This is a genomic window from Paenibacillus sp. YAE3 (assembly GCF_057546105.1).
This window is the reverse complement of the sequence record NZ_BAAIYF010000025.1, coordinates 1-18,428: the sequence shown is the minus strand read 5'-3', so window position 1 is coordinate 18,428 and position 18,428 is coordinate 1. Positions and strand designations below refer to the sequence as shown.

At 48.6% G+C, this 18,428-nt stretch carries 16 protein-coding genes and 1 rRNA gene; 6 read left to right on the top strand and 11 right to left on the bottom strand.

Features of this window, described 5'->3' with window-relative positions:
- The first annotated feature begins 330 nt into the window (after positions 1–330).
- From AC27KL_RS27635 to AC27KL_RS27625, 3 genes are all read left to right on the top strand, one after another.
- Positions 331–1,494: an alpha-hydroxy-acid oxidizing protein gene (locus AC27KL_RS27635; protein WP_487171764.1), complete on the top strand. Its 1,164-nt coding sequence runs from the start codon at positions 331–333 to the stop codon at positions 1,492–1,494.
- A 34-nt stretch (positions 1,495–1,528) separates the two neighbouring features.
- The gene (locus AC27KL_RS27630; protein ID WP_487171763.1) at positions 1,529–2,119 is read left to right on the top strand and encodes a DUF421 domain-containing protein; all 591 of its coding nucleotides are present in this window, start codon (positions 1,529–1,531) and stop codon (positions 2,117–2,119) included.
- Positions 2,120–2,342: 223 nt separating this feature from the next.
- Positions 2,343–3,314: a cation diffusion facilitator family transporter gene (locus AC27KL_RS27625; RefSeq protein WP_487171762.1), complete on the top strand. Its 972-nt coding sequence runs from the start codon at positions 2,343–2,345 to the stop codon at positions 3,312–3,314.
- Positions 3,315–3,486: 172 nt separating this feature from the next.
- Here the strand turns inward: AC27KL_RS27625 and AC27KL_RS27620 are convergent, their stop codons facing one another.
- From AC27KL_RS27620 to AC27KL_RS27590, 7 genes are all read right to left on the bottom strand, one after another.
- Positions 3,487–4,602, bottom strand: a complete 1,116-nt coding sequence (locus AC27KL_RS27620) for a sensor histidine kinase (protein ID WP_487171761.1) — start codon at positions 4,600–4,602, stop codon at positions 3,487–3,489.
- The gene (locus AC27KL_RS27615) at positions 4,595–5,290 is read right to left on the bottom strand and encodes a response regulator transcription factor (RefSeq protein ID WP_487171760.1); all 696 of its coding nucleotides are present in this window, start codon (positions 5,288–5,290) and stop codon (positions 4,595–4,597) included. The genes AC27KL_RS27620 and AC27KL_RS27615 overlap by 8 nt, the downstream gene beginning before the upstream one ends.
- Before the next feature lie 246 nt (positions 5,291–5,536).
- On the bottom strand, positions 5,537–8,455 hold the full coding sequence (locus AC27KL_RS27610) for a hypothetical protein (RefSeq protein ID WP_487171759.1): 2,919 nt from the start codon (positions 8,453–8,455) through the stop codon (positions 5,537–5,539).
- 112 nt (positions 8,456–8,567) lie between these two features.
- Positions 8,568–9,908: an ABC transporter substrate-binding protein gene (locus AC27KL_RS27605; protein WP_487171758.1), complete on the bottom strand. Its 1,341-nt coding sequence runs from the start codon at positions 9,906–9,908 to the stop codon at positions 8,568–8,570.
- 38 nt (positions 9,909–9,946) lie between these two features.
- Positions 9,947–11,101: an efflux RND transporter periplasmic adaptor subunit gene (locus tag AC27KL_RS27600; RefSeq protein ID WP_487171757.1), complete on the bottom strand. Its 1,155-nt coding sequence runs from the start codon at positions 11,099–11,101 to the stop codon at positions 9,947–9,949.
- A 36-nt stretch (positions 11,102–11,137) separates the two neighbouring features.
- On the bottom strand, positions 11,138–12,016 hold the full coding sequence (locus AC27KL_RS27595) for a carbohydrate ABC transporter permease (RefSeq protein ID WP_487171756.1): 879 nt from the start codon (positions 12,014–12,016) through the stop codon (positions 11,138–11,140).
- 18 nt (positions 12,017–12,034) lie between these two features.
- Entirely contained in the window at positions 12,035–12,901 is an 867-nt protein-coding gene (locus AC27KL_RS27590; RefSeq protein ID WP_487171755.1) for a carbohydrate ABC transporter permease, read from the bottom strand.
- A 369-nt stretch (positions 12,902–13,270) separates the two neighbouring features.
- On the opposite strand from AC27KL_RS27590, the gene AC27KL_RS27585 reads away from it, so the two are divergent.
- Positions 13,271–13,771: a DUF5381 family protein gene (locus tag AC27KL_RS27585; RefSeq protein ID WP_487171754.1), complete on the top strand. Its 501-nt coding sequence runs from the start codon at positions 13,271–13,273 to the stop codon at positions 13,769–13,771.
- A gap of 402 nt (positions 13,772–14,173) precedes the next feature.
- On the opposite strand, the gene AC27KL_RS27580 is transcribed toward AC27KL_RS27585, so the two are convergent.
- Positions 14,174–14,923, bottom strand: coding sequence for an SDR family NAD(P)-dependent oxidoreductase (locus AC27KL_RS27580; RefSeq protein WP_487171753.1), 750 nt, complete (start codon positions 14,921–14,923; stop codon positions 14,174–14,176).
- Positions 14,924–15,104: 181 nt separating this feature from the next.
- On the opposite strand from AC27KL_RS27580, the gene AC27KL_RS27575 reads away from it, so the two are divergent.
- A complete protein-coding gene (locus AC27KL_RS27575) occupies positions 15,105–15,233 on the top strand; it encodes a hypothetical protein (RefSeq protein WP_487171752.1) in 129 nt (42 codons plus the stop codon).
- A gap of 297 nt (positions 15,234–15,530) precedes the next feature.
- On the opposite strand, the gene AC27KL_RS27570 is transcribed toward AC27KL_RS27575, so the two are convergent.
- Entirely contained in the window at positions 15,531–15,986 is a 456-nt protein-coding gene (locus AC27KL_RS27570) for a DinB family protein (protein WP_339322447.1), read from the bottom strand.
- A 216-nt stretch (positions 15,987–16,202) separates the two neighbouring features.
- Complete coding sequence (locus AC27KL_RS27565) at positions 16,203–16,556, bottom strand: winged helix-turn-helix transcriptional regulator (protein WP_487171751.1); 354 nt, start codon at positions 16,554–16,556, stop codon at positions 16,203–16,205.
- 196 nt (positions 16,557–16,752) lie between these two features.
- On the opposite strand from AC27KL_RS27565, the gene AC27KL_RS27560 reads away from it, so the two are divergent.
- Positions 16,753–18,162, top strand: a complete 1,410-nt coding sequence (locus AC27KL_RS27560; protein WP_339322449.1) for an MFS transporter — start codon at positions 16,753–16,755, stop codon at positions 18,160–18,162.
- A 161-nt stretch (positions 18,163–18,323) separates the two neighbouring features.
- Here AC27KL_RS27560 and rrf read toward each other — a convergent pair.
- Positions 18,324–18,428: ribosomal RNA gene (gene rrf, locus AC27KL_RS27555) — 5S ribosomal RNA — on the bottom strand; the annotation flags it as partial.

The window sequence follows — 18,428 nt, the reverse complement described above, 5'->3', positions numbered from 1 at the left end:
AAGATGGCGATCCACCTGGATCGCCTGGAAAAGAGGGGGTAACCCTTCTTTTTTAGGCTTTTTAGCAACTGCAAATGAAAAAAAGAGAAACCCAGCGTCTCAAAGACGTGGGTTTCTCGACAATCTGGCCTTGGCCTAAAGCCAAGGCTTTTTTTTGTGCAACGGACGAAAAAAACGAACCCACCTGCCCTCCCCTTAGACTTTCGCTCTCCGTTCACTATGGTTAAAGCAAGGAGAGAAAAATCCATTTATTTTGACTAACCTTCCTGCCATTTGTCCAAGCTAAGAATCGATGAAGCGGAATTTTTCAGAAAATGTGGAGGTATATGAATGGCATTTCAGAGCGAAACGATACAAATGGATATCTACCAATGCGGTGACGAGGCTGCGAAGCTTTTACCGGTATCGTTCGACGAATGGGAAAACCGAGCAAAACAAGTTCTTGCCGCCGCCCCGTTCGGCTACGTTTATGGAGCGGCAGGAGCCGGAGATACGCATCGCGGCAATGTGGATGCCTTCCAAAAATACCGGCTCCGGCCTCGGGTTTGCAGCGATATTTCCAAGCGTGATCTTTCGGTATCGATTTTCGGCGACCGATTCCCGCTTCCCTTTCTATTGGCGCCGATCGGGGTCAATACGATTCTTCATCCCGATGGCGAACTGGCACCTGCCAAAGCTGCGGCGAAACTGGGCGTTCCTTATATCCTTAGCAACGTTTCCAGCGTCTCCATGGAGGAGGTGGCCGAAGCAATGGGAGACGCCGTTAGATGGTTCCAACTCTATCCTCCCAAAGATCATGAGCTGACAAAAAGCTTTCTGAAACGTGCGGAGGCGGCCGGATTCAAGGCCATCGTCGTCACGGTGGATTCGACCCTTCTTGGATGGCGCGAAACCGATCTAAGGAATGCATACTTGCCTTTCCTTACGGGACAAGGAATGGGCAATTATTTTTCCGATCCCGTCTTTTGTTCGAAACTCAAGGAATCTCCCGACAAAAACGTAAAGGAGGCCGCCTTGAAGGCTCTGGAGGAAGGGAATAACACCTGTTTCACTTGGAAAGAGCTTGAATATATTCGGGAACAAACCCGTCTGCCTTTGCTGATTAAAGGAATTACGCATCCGGACGATGCCCTGCTGGCTTTGGAACATGGCGTCGACGGCATCATCGTTTCAAACCATGGAGGACGACAGCTTGATGGAGCCGTGGCGACGTTGGATGCCTTGCCTTCGATCAACGAATCGATACAGGGCAAAATCCCGATTATTATGGACAGCGGCATTCGCAGAGGGGCGGATATCTTAAAAGCGATCGCTCTTGGGGCCACGGCCGTTTTGGTCGGACGCCCGTATGCTTACGCTTTAGCCGTTGCGGGACAAACCGGAGTAGAAGAAGTGATCAAACATCTTATGGCGGAAACCGAACTGCAGCTGGCTATATCCGGGCGAAGCCGGATTGAAGAAGTGGATCAATCCCTGATTATGAAAGTAAAATGACCCAATACATCCATCTGGTATGGGAGGGGCCCAAATGAACCTTAGTTTTATCTGGGAAGCTTTGGCCGTGCTGTTCGTGGGATTTTGTTTGCTGCGCATATTGGGCAAAAAAACGGCAGCGGAAATGACGGGTCTTGAAATCATTACCCTGCTGGCTATGGCCTCTATGATCGGGCACGCGATTTCCGGGCACGGATTATGGAAAACCATCGTAACCTTGTGCATTTTCGTGGCGCTTTTGATTACGGTTCAAGTTCTGGCGGTAAAATTCGATTGGGTCGAGAGATGGTTTATGGGCAAAGCAACGCTTGTCATTCAGGATGGAAAGATTATACCGCAAAACTTGAAAAAGCTGCGCTTATCCGCCGATCAATTGGAGGCAAAATTGCGAGTGAAGGGAATCTCCTCTTTTGCCGACGTTAAGACCGCTACCATTGAAATGAGCGGCCAAATCGGTTACGAATTGATGCGGCATGCCAAACCGGTAACGATCGGGGAGTTCGAACAGGCGTTGGCACAGCTGCAATTGAAGCTGCCGCAACAGCAGACCCAACCAAACGGGAATCTCTTCGACGAAGTCTTGCGCCAGGAGCATGAACATCACATTTCCCCGGATCTTGATTAAGAATATCCTTTCAGATGTTTCCTAAGCCGTCTAGGCTGCATCAACGCCCCCGCTTTTCCAATACATTGACCTAACAAGCCACTTTCGCAATGAGGATGTGGCTTTTATATTTTTGTACCGGTTTGCCCTTGACGTGCTTTGGTTATCCACATATAATTAACATCAATAGAACATATGAGCAACTGTTCATATGATTACAATCATATAGGAAGTAGGTATAGGTATGGCAGGACATGATCACAATCACGCCCATGATCATAGTCACGGACATGGACAAAACAACAAAAAAGTGTTGCTGTTCTCTTTTATCATCATTACCGCTTATATGCTGGTCGAGGCATTTGGGGGATTTTTTACGAATAGTCTTGCCCTGCTATCCGATGCCGGTCATATGCTATCGGACTCTCTTGCGTTAGCGATCGCTTTACTTGCGTTTAAGTTTGGAGAAAAAGCCGTCAATAAGGGAAACACGTTTGGTTACCGGAGATTTGAAATATTGGCTGCGATGCTAAACGGCGTTACCCTGATTGCGATTGCCTTATACATTTTTTACGAAGCGATCGATCGATTTGTGAACCCGCCGGAAGTCGCTACCGTGGGAATGCTGGTCATCAGCTGCATCGGCCTGCTCATTAATATCCTGGTTGCTTGGATAATGATGCGTGGCAGCGATACGGAGCACAACCTGAACATGAGAGGCGCTTACCTGCACGTGATCAGTGATATGCTCGGATCGATCGGGGCCATTATTGCCGCGCTGCTGATGATGTTTTTCGGCTGGGGATGGGCAGACCCGGTTGCCAGTGTCATCGTCGCAGTACTCGTTCTCCGGAGTGGTTACTATGTCAGCAAATCTTCCCTGCATGTACTTATGGAAGGAACGCCGCGTAACATTGATGTAGAGGAAGTTGTGCAAGCCATTTCGCAGTTTGAAGGCGTGAAGGCCGTGCATGATGTGCATATTTGGACCATCACGAGCAACTTAAACGTGCTCACGGCCCATATTGTGGTCGACGGGAACAGAACGGTTTATGAGGTCGACGCCCTTTTGCAAAAAATCGAGCATATGCTGGAGCACAAAAATATCCCCCACTCTACCCTACAGATCGAATCCGAACAACATAGACACGATGAATCTGTTTTATGTAACGTAAAAGCCGGTGCACCGGATGCACATGCCCATCATCACCATTAATACAGGTTTGTATATCGGTTTATTGGAGCAGGTTGAAGTCTACCCGCTCCTTTTTTGATTCTTCAGGTAAAAAATTGTCGTACGCAAAGGAATCTTGTCATTAGCAAAAACAGTTCACCTAAATCCACATGCACCGTTTCACCAATCCTCACAGCCGCAAGGCTTCACGGCTTCACGGCTTCACGGCCTCCCGCCCCTCTCCCCGCGGCAGCCGTACTTCAAAAACGGTCCGAAGTAAGCTGCTTTCGGCCGTGATCGTTCCATTATGCTGCCCGATGATGTTCTTTGTGATAAATAAGCCCAGGCCCGTGCTGCCCTCCTGATGATTCCGGGATTTATCTCCGGTATAAAACATATCGAATAGATGCGGCAGCTCGTCCGGATGGATGCGATCGCCGTAGTTAATCACCTGAACTACCGCTTCATCTTCTTCAAGGGATCCATGAATATCTACAAACTGACCGTCGCTGCCGTACCGAATCGCATTGGTCAGCAAATTTTCAAACACGCGTGCCAGCAAGTCGCCATCGCCTGAAATGATCATTAGTGGAGTAACGCGCAACCGGGCTTCCAGTTTACTTTTCTCAAAAACCGGAAGCAACTCTTCGCATAGCTGCGTCAGCAGCTCGCTCAAATCGATCGATCGTTTTTCGACAGGCAGCATACCATAATTCATTCTCGTGATTTCAAACAATTCGTCGATCAGCTTCTCAAGGCGCTTTGACTTCGCGAAAGCAATGCTCGTATAATGCCTAACCTGTTCTTTGGTCAACAACTCGTCCCTAAGAATGAAATCCAGATAACCGATAACGGAAGTGAGCGGTGTACGCAAATCATGGGCCAAATTCAATATCAGCTGATCTTTGCTGCTCTCGGCAAAATCTCCCCTGATCACCGCTTGCTTCAGTTTCTCGCCGGTCAGGTTGATATCCGCCGCGATATCACCGAACTCGTCCCGGGATGCAACCGAAACCCGCTTGTCGAACTCGCCGCTCGCGAGGCGACGAATCCCCGCAGAAATTTCTTTAAAATAAGCCACATAAGGTTTCGTAAGCAAGAAGAAGAACAAAACCGCCAACGGGACAAAAAATATCAGGAAAAAATTGATATCACCGACCGTTCGAATAAACTGTCGGACATGGTTCAACGGATCCTCGAATTTGACCTGTGTGCGGTAATAATATTGCAATATTTTGTATAATGAATATATGATGATGCCGGATAAAAACATGCTTAAGCCGAACAGCACAATCATTTTGGAGCGGAAGCCTCGTATGAAGTTAGCCATTGAACGTATAGCCTACCCCCCAAACCGTTTTGATCAGCTTGTTTTGGTTCGTATCGTCGCGCAGTTTTTTTCGCAATGTCCGAATATGTACTATAACTGTATTGCTTGTTTCAAAGTAGAACTCGCCCCATACATGCTGAAAAATATTTTCCGTGCTAAACACCTTCTTGGGATAACTGGCCAGTAAGAGCAAGATGTCAAACTCCTTGGGCGTCAGCTCGATCGTTTCTCCGTACAGGGTCACTGCACGCTGATCGGGATATATGACCAAACCTCCCGCTTCCAGCTTGGATTTGTCGGAAGGCGCTGTTTGCCTCATTTGCATATAACGGCGAAGATGGGCGTTCACGCGCGCGATCAGCTCCATCGGGTTGAAAGGTTTGGTGATATAATCGTCCGCCCCTCTCACCAGCCCGGCAATTTTATCAAGATCGGAGGTTTTGGCGCTCACAAAAATAATCGGCATTTGATGGCGCTCCTGAATTTGCCGGATGACTTCATAACCGTCCAGCTTGGGCATCATAATATCCAATATCGCCAAATCGACGGAATGCGCTTGAACGGCTTGCACCGCCTCCTGCCCGTCCGCTGCTTTAAGGACATCATAGCCTTCCTTTTTCAAGTGCAGTTCGATCAGGTCCGCGATTTCCGCCTCATCGTCCGCAATGAGAATTGTAACCTGTTTCATGATATCCATCCTCTGCGTATAGTTCAGATTGAATCCGGGGACTTAAGAAGAACAAGCGTTAATCAATCCAAGAAATGGCACGTCCCACCTGACTACACATCTTACATGGAATATCTTAAAAATTCTTTTAGAATAATTAAAAGGTTATTAAAACTGCAAACTGACAGAAATTCATCAAAAAACACCCCTGAAAATACAGTCCATATCTTCAGGGATGTTGTCCTCTAACAATGTGTATCGGTAATACTATTCTCTATCCGGTCTATTGGCCTGATTCTCTTCGTAAATAAAGGGATAGCTTTGACTTCCGAGCAGCATTCTCCGACCTTGGAACTCGTCATACAGATTGATGCGAACCGACCCTCCGCTTACGATTTTGCTGAAATTGCCGTTTAAGTTAATGGAGTATGATTTATTATTGCCGATGGTCAAATCGGTACCGAGTGTTACAACCTTTTCCGTCGACTGTCCGGTTGGGTCGATCAGCTCCATGATGAGCTTATGGTCATACGAACCTGTTTCGTAATCCCCGTTCCTTACGAGATTATAATAAATAACCGTAGTAAGCGTATCTTTTCCTGCGCTAAGCCTACCTTCTCCTCTCGTAATGGCGAGATGGTACGGAAACATTTCCACATTCTGCAGATTGGTTGTTGGTTGTATAACTTTAGGGCTAAGTGCCAACCCCACCGTATTGATCGATCCCGTTGATTCTTCCCCTAAATCAGTCATCTTTCCGTTTGCTACACCTTCCCCGATATACAATACAAGCTGCGAAGGATTCACACGCTGCGGAAGCTTGCTCCAAATGGTCACCAGATTTTTCCCGTTCGGACTTGTCTTATCGGATGATTGACTGACCTTGGCCTCAAATATCTCGTTTTCCGGCGTTTTATAGTAAGCAACCAGCTGTGCCTGTTTGGATTGGCGTGTTTCACGGCTCGCCATCACCAATTCAGTATATATTACACTGGAGCTGTTGTCTTGATAAACCGTCGTCAGGCGTTCTCGGACTTCCGCTTTCTTGCCGGGCGTATGAATAAGATATGATTCGCCGGCAGCGACCTGTTTCATGACAGTGTTGAGCGAATGGGTATTCAGCGACAGAAATTTGTGAACATCCTCTCCTGAAGTTTCCAGCAGATCGACTCTCAATTGATTGAATGGATAGGAATACGGAACATTGGCAAGTACATACAAGTCCATGGTTTCATTCGGTGCCAAGGTTGTCTGGTCATTCGGTACGACCACTTGGGCCGTGCTGCTGAGATCGCGCATTCCTGCCTTAACTGCAGCTTTAAGCTCAGGCAGCGGTACGGTCGATGATTTGGTATTACGAATACTGATTTGGGCTGCAATTTGATCCCCATCTCCCTGTGGCATCCGCTGAAATGAGCTTAGTTTGACGCCGAATGTGCCGTGAGCATTCTCGATGATGTTTTCTACACCCAGATAACTTTCACTTTCCGGAGCATAAGGGATTTTATAGCGGGCAGCCGGGAAGCTGATCTTCCCTTCCGCAGCAGGCTCCGTCAATTGCAGCTGCAGCCTACTCTGATTCATATGTAACGGCACATCCGCACTGAGATCAATGAGCCTCTCTTCCAGCGGCTTCAGTACAATATGATCAAGCCCCTTTGTTATCACCGGGATGTTGTAGCCTTCATCCGTGAGGATGGAAAGCTCATAGGCCGGCAGCTTCAATGATCTTTCACCGAGATTTTTAACGCGAAATTGAAGGTTCCATTTGCCGGTATCGTTCTCAGCAAACACGGAAGCATGTTTTAGCTGCGTCTCTATCGTTTGATGGTTCACCGATATGTTTCGGATGGCATAATCCGCCGTAGGCGCATCAGCAGTAATGGCCGGAAGCTTGAAGGTTCTTACAGGCAGCATCATGTTCAAAGCATCGTCTTCCTGCGAAATTTGCATCGTCATATTGTCTGTTTGCAGTTTGGTCGGAACCTCTGCGAGATAATAAATGGTTCGTTTCTGTCCTGGCTGGATCCTGAAGCTGCCCCCTGTATCATCCTCAGGCATGAGATCGAACACCGAGCCGCTGGCCGACTTCAGTTGCATTTTATATCCGGGATCGCTCAGTACCTTCTTGCCTCCGTTTGCAAAATTAATCCCCACTCTCACATACACTTTTTCATTATGCTTCATCCGCTTCACACTTTCCGCCTTGACCGTAACAGGCTGCTGTTTCATCCGCAGCTTTGCGCTATTGCCCTTAGCCACGGCGACCTCCGTGGATGCTGCGGGAAGCTTGAACGATTGCACCGGAACACGAATCTTTAACGCTTCGTCTTCCTGAGCCAGCTGTAGCGTCATTCCATTCGTCTGCATCGTGGAAGGGATCTCCGTCCAATAGGAGATAACGCCGCTCTCCTGAGGCTGAAGCTTGTAGCCGGTGCTGGCTGAATCGGAGATAAGCTCAAATACCGAGCCGCCGGCCGACTTCAGGTATGCTTTATACCCGGGGTCGCTTAATACCTTTGTTCCTCCATTCGTGAGTCCGAGTCCCAATCTAATATAAACTTTTCCATTGATGGCATACCTCTGCAGGGTATCCACCTTGGCCGTAACGGGAAGATGATTCATCGTGATCTTCTTGCTCTGACCGATCGGAACTTCCGTAGAGTAATCAGCCGGAATGGTGAAATGCCCCAGTTTCTTCTGATAATTCGCGCTGCCGAAATCCCAACCGAACATGGAAACCCTGATTCCGTTTACCTTTGTCGATTTTCCAACATTCGCATAGTACGTCACGGATAGGCTGCTGTTCGCCGGCACCGTTCGTTTGGCCGCGTCACTCGTTACATTCTTGCCTTTTACCGACGCGCCACTTGGCGTAGTAACTTGGGAAAAATAATCGATAAGATCCACTCTGCTGCCACTGCTGTTACGATAACGAAGTGTATAGACGAGAATATTTCCGTCTGGCTGAGTGAAAATATCCATCTCCGTCAGCTCTACACTGACGTTTTGCTTCAATGGTACCGATCCCAGTTTGTCCAGTGTGAAGCTGGATGCGGCTGCAGCAACGGATTTGGAAACAGAGTGACCTGTTGTGGATGCCCCGTACACGTCAAGGGCAAACCCATGACTCAACATGGCTGCACTGAGCATGATGAACGCGTATGTCTTTTTTGGCCTGTGCATAAATGTACCTCCCTGTATAAAAAAGGAAAATCAATAAGTCTGTCCTCCGCTTTCTCTCATCTGTGAAACAAGGTAGCAGCGCACAAAAGTGGGCTGCTGCCTAGTGATCTAACTATTCGTTTAGATAGGTGGTTACTCGGTTCTGGATCAGCTTCGCCACTTCTTCTGCTGTTTTCTGTCCGCTGAAGAACGCCATAGACTCTTCACCGGCAATCGATATCACTTTACTGTCCAGATCCACGTATTGATCCGCGGATTGAACAATTTGTTTAAATACAGTGAATTGTTCGTCAGGTACTTTGGCTTGTTGCCCATTGGGTAGCTTATAATCGCCACTTCTTACTTTTTCCTGAAGGTCGTTGATCATCTTTTCATTCACGGATTTAAGCATCGAGAACCCTTCTCTTTCCTGCAGTAATTGTGCTTCTTCCGACAATAGGAAGGTGATGAACTTCCAAGCTTCGTCTTGTGCCGGCGATTTGGCATGGATCGCGAACTGGTTTGAAGTAAAGACACGCGCACCTTTTTGACCCGCGGTTTCTCCCGCTCGGGGTAACAGCATGATCTTTGGATGATCAAACAGCATATAAGGGCCGTCGATGAAATCAAGCGGTGACCTGATCGGGGTGGAACTGAACAATTGATGGCCCGGCTGTGCCTCGCCGGCGGTTATGATCTTCTCCTTATTCATGTTCATCGCTTGCCGGAGCAAATCCACAAATTCCGGAGAGTCGAACGAAGCCTTTTTGGCGGAAGGTTCAACAAATGCAGCATAGTTCTCATAGAGCATCTCCTGGAAAAGGTATTCCGGCGGGTAGGACGCCAATGCATATACCTCCCTGGTACCGCTCTCCTTTGCCTTCCGGATCACTTCCTTCGAAACCTCCCCGAACTTTTTCCAATCCCAGGTCTTATCATCAAACGTCACGTTGGCGTTGCCCAGTATGTCCCCATTACCGACCAATACCCTCAAAGAGTAACCCGATGGGATGGTATACACTCCGCCATTCAGCTTCAGACCGTCCACAATCTTCATTTGTAAATCGCCTTTATCGAGCGTCTTGTCCTGCTTCAGCAAATCATTCATATTGAGCAGGAAGCCTTTGCTCACAAATTCTTTAACAGGCAAGCCGTCAACTTCAATGATATCCATGCCCTTGCCCGATAACATGGCTGTATTCGTAGTAGTACGATACTTCTCGAATTCCCCGGGTCCCCATTGTTCACCCATGCTCTTGTATGCATTGATCTGCAAGTCGATATCCGGGTATTTCTCTTCGAACTTTTTTTCCAGCGTTTGATAGAATGGACTCGTCTCTCTTAGCGACAGGGTAAGCACTGTTTTCCCTTCTTTCGTTGCGGGCTTATTCACATTCCCGCTTCCTCCTGAGCCGCATGCAGTTAAACTAGCGATGATGGTGCCGATAGAAATAATTAAAAGCCATTTTTTCATGTATGATTTCCCCCTCATGTTCTGATTACAACGCCTCACTATTCCAAGCGAACCCGGTTGCCATCCTGCAGAGGCTCGCTGCTGTCCAGAATGATTTTATCCTGTTCATAGATGCTGTCCGTTTGGATCATCGTTTCTTTGTCATTTCGCTCGCTGAACTTGATGTTGACTTTCCGGGCTACAAAAACATTACCGAGTGCACCCGGCTGTTCTTCGACTACAAAAACATACACGCCTTCCCGGTCCTGATGAATAGCTTCATTAGAAACAAGCAGCCCTTGATCGAGAGAGCTTTTCTCGATGTTAATCCGAGCCTGCTCACCTCCCTTCAGCTTGGCATCGATGAGTTTAATACGAATGATCTTTTGAGGGATGGCTGCCGCCTCTGCTTCCTGGGATGCCCCCTCTATAAGCGGCTCTGCATTGGTGATTTCTTCAATGATGCCTTCCATGACGCTTGCTTGCTGCTCTTTATCTGTGAGGACCTCTACCTCGATCCGCTCTCCAACGGATAACCCAATGCTGGACAAGCGCTTTGCATCCGCACCCACGTTGAACCTATAGCCTTGACTGCTATTTGAGACAATGACATCCGGCTCGCCCGCAGATGCCAGTCCTTCGACCGCATTCAGCTTCGTTACAATACCGTCGAACGGAGCGGTAAGCATCTGATCTTTTGCCAGCCGTTCTTTCATCTCGTTGATCTTGCGTTCCTGCGCAGCAATATCAAGTTTCCCTTTTTCAATTTCGCGTTTTGCGCTGCGCAGCTTAAGCTCATCCTCTTCAATGGAGGATAGAATAAACTGGTCCTGAAGATTTTGCTGCTCGATTCTTTGCTTTTCCAGATTCGTGACTTCAAGTTCGATTTCTTGTCTCGCCGCTGGGTTGTCATAAGTAATAAGCTTCTGCCCCTTCTTGACCCGTTCTCCTTCTTTCACGAGAATCTGTCGAACCTTCCAGCCGGTTGAACCGGATAGCTTCGCTTCAGCGATCGGCTGAAGTATTCCGCTTCCTTCGATGGATAGCGTGATGCCTCCATGTTTCGGCTGCTCCGTGGTTACCTTGGGTAAGGTTAAGGACTGCAGCGTATTGCTGAACAATGTAAAGAGCAGCAGCAGCCCCATGAAACCCACGAACACGATTTGAAGGATTCGCTTTCGTCGTTGATCAGCTACCCCTTTTCCTAGCTCCATATTCTTTTTTTCTCCTCCTAGAAACGCCATGAAAAGTTAACCCTTAACGCCTGACAATTGAATGCCCTCTATGAAATACGACTCTGCGTACAAAAATAACAGCACCATCGGGGCCATATAGAGCATGGATGCAGCAAAGGCAATCCCCCGGTCGCTATCTTTGATCCTGGATAAAAAGACGGACAACGGCTGCTTGAACGGGTCGTCCAAAAAGATAAGCGGTTGTTCCACCATGTTCCAATAATCAACGAACAGCAAGATCACAAGGGCGGCCAGCCCCGGCTTGATCATCGGTATAATCATCGTCATAAAGATCCGCAAATGTCCGGCGCCGTCTATTTTGGCAGCTTCAATATAGGCATAGGGAATGTCCAGCATGAACTGTCTCAGCATAAACACGCCAAAAGCCGCAAAAATGCCTGGAACAATGATGGCGCCCGTACTATTCAGCATGCCAAGCTTATCGACCATAATATAGTTGGGCACCAGCGTGACTTGGAATGGCATGAGCATCGTCATGACGTACACAAGAAACATCGAATCCCGGCCGCGGAATTTCAGCTTGGAGAATGCATAAGCAGCCAGTGCTCCCACGATGGTCTGACCCGCAATGATCGGCACCACCATGAACACGGAGTTCCAGAACATCGTCAGATACTTCGGGTTGTCAATGAACAACTTCCCATACTGTGCAAAAGACACCTTGTCGGGAATCAGTTTCAGGTTTGCAAAAGAGCCGTCTCTACCTGAAGTCACTTCATTCATTTGACCGATGAGACCATAATTGATCCCGATCTCCTGTTCTGTCATCAATGAATTTGTGAATGTAATCACAATAGGCGATATCAAAACCAGGCCGATAACACCCAGGACGAATGTTAATACACTTTTTTTCAATATATGGACGACTCGCACGAGACTTCGGTCCACCTCCTATTCCATGTACTGCCGATGCCGGCGCTCAATGGCAAACAACACCAGGACGATCAGCAGAATACAGACAAACATCAGGGACGCCGCTGCGGTCAGCTTCTGAATGTCGAGTGAAATGAACATATTGTTCATATAGTGCTGCATCATGTAAATGCTGTCATGGGGATAATCGCCTGCGATCAGATACGTTTCCCGGAACACTTTGAATGAGTTGATAATGGACATAATCACGACAAAGAACATCGAAGAAGTCAGATAGACCAGCGTAACGCTTCGGAATTGCCGCAATCTGCCAGCCCCTTCAATCCGGGCCGTTTCGTAATAATCCTTCGGGATTTGCTGCAGTCCCGCCAAGAATAAAATGACGTTGTAACCGATGTTCTTCCATAGATACACCATGATCACGACCACGCGTGCCGATTCCGTCTTCATCCAATCCACCCGTTCAAATCCAAAACTGCTCAACCAGGCGTTCAGGGAGCCGTTCCAATCAAATAGCAGCTGCCAGATCATGATAATGGAGGCGACGGGCACAACAAGCGGCATCACATAAGCGGTCCGAAGCCATTTTTGAAAATATGTATTTTTATGAAGCAGCATCGCTAACCCGAGCGACAGCATGACCATAAGCGGAACGCTGACTGCGCTGAAATACAACGTGTTGGACGCCGCCTTGCGGAAGGAAGCACTGCCAAACAGCTCCACGTAATTATCGAGACCCACAAAATGGCCGTCAACCGATTGGCTCATAAAGGAATAGTACACACTCATGGCAAAAGGAATAAGGTAAAAGAGTGCAAATCCCATGCCGCTTGGCACGAGAAAGAACATGGCCGCCGAAGCATCCTTACGGAGCCATTTTTTCATGATATTCTAGATCCATCCTTTCACTGTTAATTTCGACTTCCATATTGATTCCTGTTACGCTTCCTATGCGATTAAGATTAGATAGGAATGATTAAGAAAAAAGTGGGTAGATATTAAAAATATCTAAAATTTCTTACGTATTGCGTTTTCTTAAACCTCCATGATAACTTAGGAAAGACAATGTCAATTCATTGGGTTAATAGGAAAAGGTAACGATGCGTTCTTGAAGAGCTTGGCAAGAGGCATAAATCGCCAGATTGTGAACCATGTGACCGGCGAGGCTTCCGGCTTGTCAGCTAAAGTCGTCGTAAGGGAATCCGCTGGATTAACGGAATGTTCAAATCATTTGAGGAGGCGGGGCGCTGGATCATGAACGCGATATTTTATCGAAAATCCGTGGCATGGGCCAAAACACTCGGCAGCTTACTGTTTGTGCTGGCCTGCCTGTTTCTGCTGTATGCGGCTTTTTTTATGGATACCTCTTTTATTCGCAAGTTCTTTTGTATCACATCAGCCATGATAGGGATTCCGTTTTTTGGAGGATATTTGGTTGTCAGCTTGTCAAAGGCGCTCCAATCAGACACGCAGCTGCTGGCCTACGATCAAAATTCCGTTTCGGACGGTACGCGGACCGTAGCCTGGGCGGAGATTGCCAGCATCAGCTACAGCGGCCCTTCCATTCGGAAGTGGCTGCTTCCGAAATTTCCTATGCTGATTTTTCATTTGAAAAACAGGGAGACCTGGAGCGTGAATACGTATTATTTGTTGACCGATACCGAAATTCGGTCTGTCATGAAGCGCCTGCGGGGGCTGATCAGCCGAAACGGGAAGGAAACGAAATGGATCTGTAGTGAGGATTTGCTTACATGAGCGAGGATGCCTATATATTTTCACTAGAAGAGCGTGGTTACGCCTTGGCTGTTCATCAAGGGGAGAAAATGGCTGCAGGACTCATGAGGGCATACCAGCTTCAGAAGGTCCTTGTTCTTCGTCCAACTTTCCTCAAGCGCCAGGAACGGCCGAATATCGGCATGACGAAACCGTCTCATGCGAGGACGTGTCCGCGATTGCATTAAACGAACGGCCAACGTAATCTGGAGGCTGGAACGGGCAGCGAAGTCATCCGGCATGGAAGTTCGAAGCGCATTGGAAAAGAGCATGATCTAAAGCACAGTCTATACTTGCACAATTAAGGTAAAAAAGGACAGCTGCGATCGCTCAGCAACTCTCCTTTTAATGAAAAGACCATCGCACATGAATGGGCGTCAATGATCATTCCTTATATAAATATTCCTTCCGGTCTCTATTATTATACAACTCCCAATACACATCAGCGATCCGGTCCGGATCATAATAGGTCCCTTGCTGAACATGGTCTGCGATCAAAACCTGGCCCACATAAATTCCATGGGGCTCCAACGTCTCGGCCAGGGAAAGCGCCAGTGAGCGGACCGCGGCTTTGCCGATGGATAAAGAAGCATACTGTGGATTCGGATTCAACGCAATACCGCCCCCCGTGAAAAAGAGAGCCCCCCTTTTCATTTCGACCATATCCGGAATGACTTGCTGCGCGCTGGTTAATGCGCCGACCGTATTTACTTTCAGATCATCAATCAACTGCTGTTCTGTTAACGAAAGAGCATCCCCAGGCACAATATGTGCCGCGTTATATACAAAAACATCGGCGGCTCCATATAAATTCCTGATTTGGGTAAACGCTGTTTTGACGGAATCCGGTTCCGAAGCATCAGCAGTTACTCCGTATGACTCGATGTTCATCTGCCGCAACTCCTCCAAGCTGTGCTGCAGCGAAGCCTCGGTTCTTGATAGGAGTACCACCCGGAAGCCTTTGCTCCCGAATTTCCTAGCGATCCCCGCACTTACGCCCGGGCCGGCCCCTACGATCACCAATAGAGGTTTATTACTCATCCTTGCCATCCCTTCTTTCATATATTGGATTGATTGGTCATTTTTCTGTATTTCTATATTTCTGATAATATAGATATAAATATTCTTCGTCAAATACTTTATTTAACACCCTCATTTACGACATCAGCAACTCCGCCCATGAAGATTTTATCCGCAATGAGAGCATGGTATTGCTTTTTGCTATTTTGCGTCTTACTTGCCCTCTTTCAAGAAGTGGCTGCTTCCGAAATTTCCTATGCTGATTTTTCATTTGAAAAACAGGGAGACCTGGAGCGTGAATACGTATTATTTGTTGACCGATACCGAAATTCAGTCTGTCATGAAGCGCCTGCGGGGGCTGATCAGCCGTAACGGAAAGGAAACGAAAACGAAATGGATCTGTAGTGAGGATTTGCTTACATGAGCGAGGATGCCTATATATTTTCACTAGAAGAGCGGGGTTACGCCTTAACTGTTCATCAAGGGGAGAAAATGGCTGCAGGACTCGTGAGGGCATATGATTGTGGAACAGGCTGACGGCTGGTGAATCTACAGCCTCCCCTCTCTATGGCGGGCTTTCGTCAGACCCGCTGTCGTTGCCATCTCAGCCAGAGATTGAAGGTTTGTATGCCTGTGTATGTTGTTGCTTATGGGGACGAACGTCTCCCGTTCGTTCAATGAATGCTAACCCATACCGGATCATGGTGATTTTTAGGCCTTGTTAGAGCCGCGCGAACGTGATGTAATCGACTTGGACAGGCTCTGCCGATTCCATCCGAAGGGCCCGGTTGATCTGTCCCCGGTGATATTGCCCATGCAAGAGAACCTGCAACAGGATGTCCCGCACGGACGTCCGGAACGGATCCCCGCTCTGATTCGCATAGTCGATCATCTCATCCAACCCGGATTCCTCGAGCCCCTCGACATAGACGCGATATTCCTCGGCGTTTTCTTCGAACATCCTTTGGATCGCCGCCAGGTCTTCCGCTTCCTCCCACAACGAATATTGCGCGCTGCCCTTGCCCTGCAATCGGGACAACCAGACCCGTTCCGCGACCGCGACGTGCCGGACCAGCTTCAGAAGTTCCTTGTTCTTCGTCCCGCTTTCCTCAAGCGCGTCCAAAATACGTCCGTCCGCCCAGTACAGGTGGTCCATCATGCTCTTGATCGTCTTCATTTCGGTTTCCCCCCACTTCGTCTTATCGAATTTCTTGAGCCTACTGTTATCCGTTAGTTTAATCATTTGAATGAACTAAAACAACCTCTTTTGGGTGATTCCTTGTACGAGGGAGTGCTGAATGGGCGTCCATGACCATTCCTTATACATATATTCCTTCCGGTCAAAGTGTGCCTGTCGGACGGATTCTTAAAATTCGTAAATCAGCGGCCAACGTCACATGTTTGAGCTTGCCTGGTTCTCGGTTGATCCCTGGATGTACCGCTCTCCCCACTCGCACATCACATCGATGACCGGCCCAAGGGACTGGCCGAGCCCGCTCAACTCATAAACGACTTTCGGCGGAACCTGGTTGTATACCGTCCTGATGATGACCCCATCCTCCTCCAGCTCTCTAAGCTGCTGAGTCAGCATTTTTTGCGTGATGCCCGGGATCAACTTTTTTAGCTCGCCCGTTCGTTTCGCTCCATAGGTTAAATGGCATAAAATAAGCGTTTTCCATTTTCCCCCGATGACTTCCAAGGTCGCTTCTATAGGTATATTAAAAGCTTGCTGCATAATTGTTTTCATGGCATGTTTTCCCCCGATCAAAATAGGTACTTTTGGGTTCCTATATTACCTTTTGGTGAAAATGACACAAAAAAGTGCGTACTTCTGTTCCTCGATTATATGATACATAATCTCCTTGTGCCAATAAGGAAATCGGCAGATCTAATCCAGCCGGTTCCGGAATGGATGATTATTCATAATGAGGAGGACATATCGAATGAAGGCAAACGGTAAAACGTTTCAAAGTTCCGGCAAGCTTTCCTGGGGCTTATTATTCGTTTTGTGCGGCGCTATTTTTCTGGAAGGGATCGACGTGTCGATGATGGGCGTGGCTCTGCCCGCGATCCGTGCTGAACTGGGCATGTCGACCGGTTCGCTGCAATGGGTAGTCAGCGCCTATGTATTGGGATATGGCGGCTTCATGCTGCTCGGGGGCCGGGCAGCCGACCTGTTCGGGCGAAAAAAAATGTTTCTGCTATGGCTCACGGTTTTCTTTGCTTTCTCCGGGCTAGGCGGGCTATCGACCGAAGGCTGGATGCTGATCACTGCCCGGTTTGTTACAGGCATTAGCGCAGCGTTTATGACTCCGGCCGGCCTATCTATCATCACGACAAGCTTTGCGGAGGGATCTGCACGCAACAAGGCATTGCTCGTTTATGCCGGGACGGCAGCCGCCGGGTTTTCACTGGGTCTTGTGGTCGGAGGCATCTTAAGTGAGATCAGCTGGCGGTGGGTTTTCTTTGGACCGGTTTTATTGGCGTTCGTGATTCTTCTAGCCGCGATTCGCCTCATACCGGCCTCCGGTCGGCCGGAGGCATCCTCCAAAGGCTTCGATCTGGCCGGGGCAATCAGCGTCACGGCAGCCATGCTGCTTCTGGTCTACGGTGTCGTGGAATCTTCCAACCTGGGCTGGAGCTGGACCACCGGAATATTAGCCTGCAGTGTTCTGCTTTTTGGTCTCTTCGCAACGATTGAGCGACGCTCGGCATCCCCCTTGGTACGCCTTGGCATATTTTCTGCCAGCTCACTCGTACGGGCAAACCTGGGTGCCATGTTGTTTGCCGGCTCCTTTTTCGGGTTCCAATTCGTGACGGTACTTTACCTCCAAGAACTGCGCGGCTGGTCATCCCTTGAAACGGGTCTTGCCCTGCTCGCCGTCGGTGTCGATTCCATACTCGCACCTACCCTGACCCCCAAGCTGGTAAACCGTTTCGGCAATATTCCGGTGATTTTCGGCGGATTCTGCCTTGCTGCGTTAGCCTACGCCCTTTTTCTTCCCATCGGTTTGGACTGGACCTATGCAGCGATGTTCCCGACGATGATCCTGACGGGACTCGCCTTTTCGCTGACTTACGGACCTTTAACCATCGCCGCCACCGACGGAATAGCGGAAGAAGAGCAGGGGCTCGCCAGCGGGTTATTGAATACCTCCTTCCAGTTTGGCGCTGCACTCGGTTTGGCGGTCGTGACCGCTGTGCAGATTGGCGCTACAGGTTTGGACAATTCCCCGCAAGCGATGCTCGACGGCTACCGCACAGCGATGATCGTTCCGATTGCTGCTTCCCTTCTCGGGATTGGTATCACCGCTCTCGGCCTTCGCAAACGCTCGCCGGTAGTGAACAGTTAAATATGAAGAAGCTCCGTACGCTGAATAAAAGAAACCAAGGGCAGGTTCCTGCTCTTGGTTTCTTTACTGGTCTGTTCATTGAAATCGTAGTAACCCGATCCGGCGTTCACGTATGTGCTAATAAAAAAACCACTGTCGATGTTCATCAACAGTGGTCCTTCGCTTGGCAGCGTCCTACTCTCCCAGGACCCTTCGGTCCAAGTACCATCGGCGCTGGAGGGCTTAACGGTCGTGTTCGGGATGGGTACGCGTGGAACCCCTCCGCT

Coding starts and splice junctions, on each gene's coding strand:
- AC27KL_RS27635 (WP_487171764.1), top strand. CDS start 331: ATGGCATTTCAGAGCGAAACGATACAAATGGATATCTACCAATGCGGT.
- AC27KL_RS27630 (WP_487171763.1), top strand. CDS start 1,529: ATGAACCTTAGTTTTATCTGGGAAGCTTTGGCCGTGCTGTTCGTGGGA.
- AC27KL_RS27625 (WP_487171762.1), top strand. CDS start 2,343: ATGGCAGGACATGATCACAATCACGCCCATGATCATAGTCACGGACAT.
- AC27KL_RS27620 (WP_487171761.1), bottom strand. CDS start 4,602: ATGGCTAACTTCATACGAGGCTTCCGCTCCAAAATGATTGTGCTGTTC.
- AC27KL_RS27615 (WP_487171760.1), bottom strand. CDS start 5,290: ATGAAACAGGTTACAATTCTCATTGCGGACGATGAGGCGGAAATCGCG.
- AC27KL_RS27610 (WP_487171759.1), bottom strand. CDS start 8,455: ATGCACAGGCCAAAAAAGACATACGCGTTCATCATGCTCAGTGCAGCC.
- AC27KL_RS27605 (WP_487171758.1), bottom strand. CDS start 9,908: ATGAAAAAATGGCTTTTAATTATTTCTATCGGCACCATCATCGCTAGT.
- AC27KL_RS27600 (WP_487171757.1), bottom strand. CDS start 11,101: ATGGAGCTAGGAAAAGGGGTAGCTGATCAACGACGAAAGCGAATCCTT.
- AC27KL_RS27590 (WP_487171755.1), bottom strand. CDS start 12,901: ATGAAAAAATGGCTCCGTAAGGATGCTTCGGCGGCCATGTTCTTTCTC.
- AC27KL_RS27585 (WP_487171754.1), top strand. CDS start 13,271: ATGAACGCGATATTTTATCGAAAATCCGTGGCATGGGCCAAAACACTC.
- AC27KL_RS27570 (WP_339322447.1), bottom strand. CDS start 15,986: ATGAAGACGATCAAGAGCATGATGGACCACCTGTACTGGGCGGACGGA.
- AC27KL_RS27565 (WP_487171751.1), bottom strand. CDS start 16,556: ATGAAAACAATTATGCAGCAAGCTTTTAATATACCTATAGAAGCGACC.
- AC27KL_RS27560 (WP_339322449.1), top strand. CDS start 16,753: ATGAAGGCAAACGGTAAAACGTTTCAAAGTTCCGGCAAGCTTTCCTGG.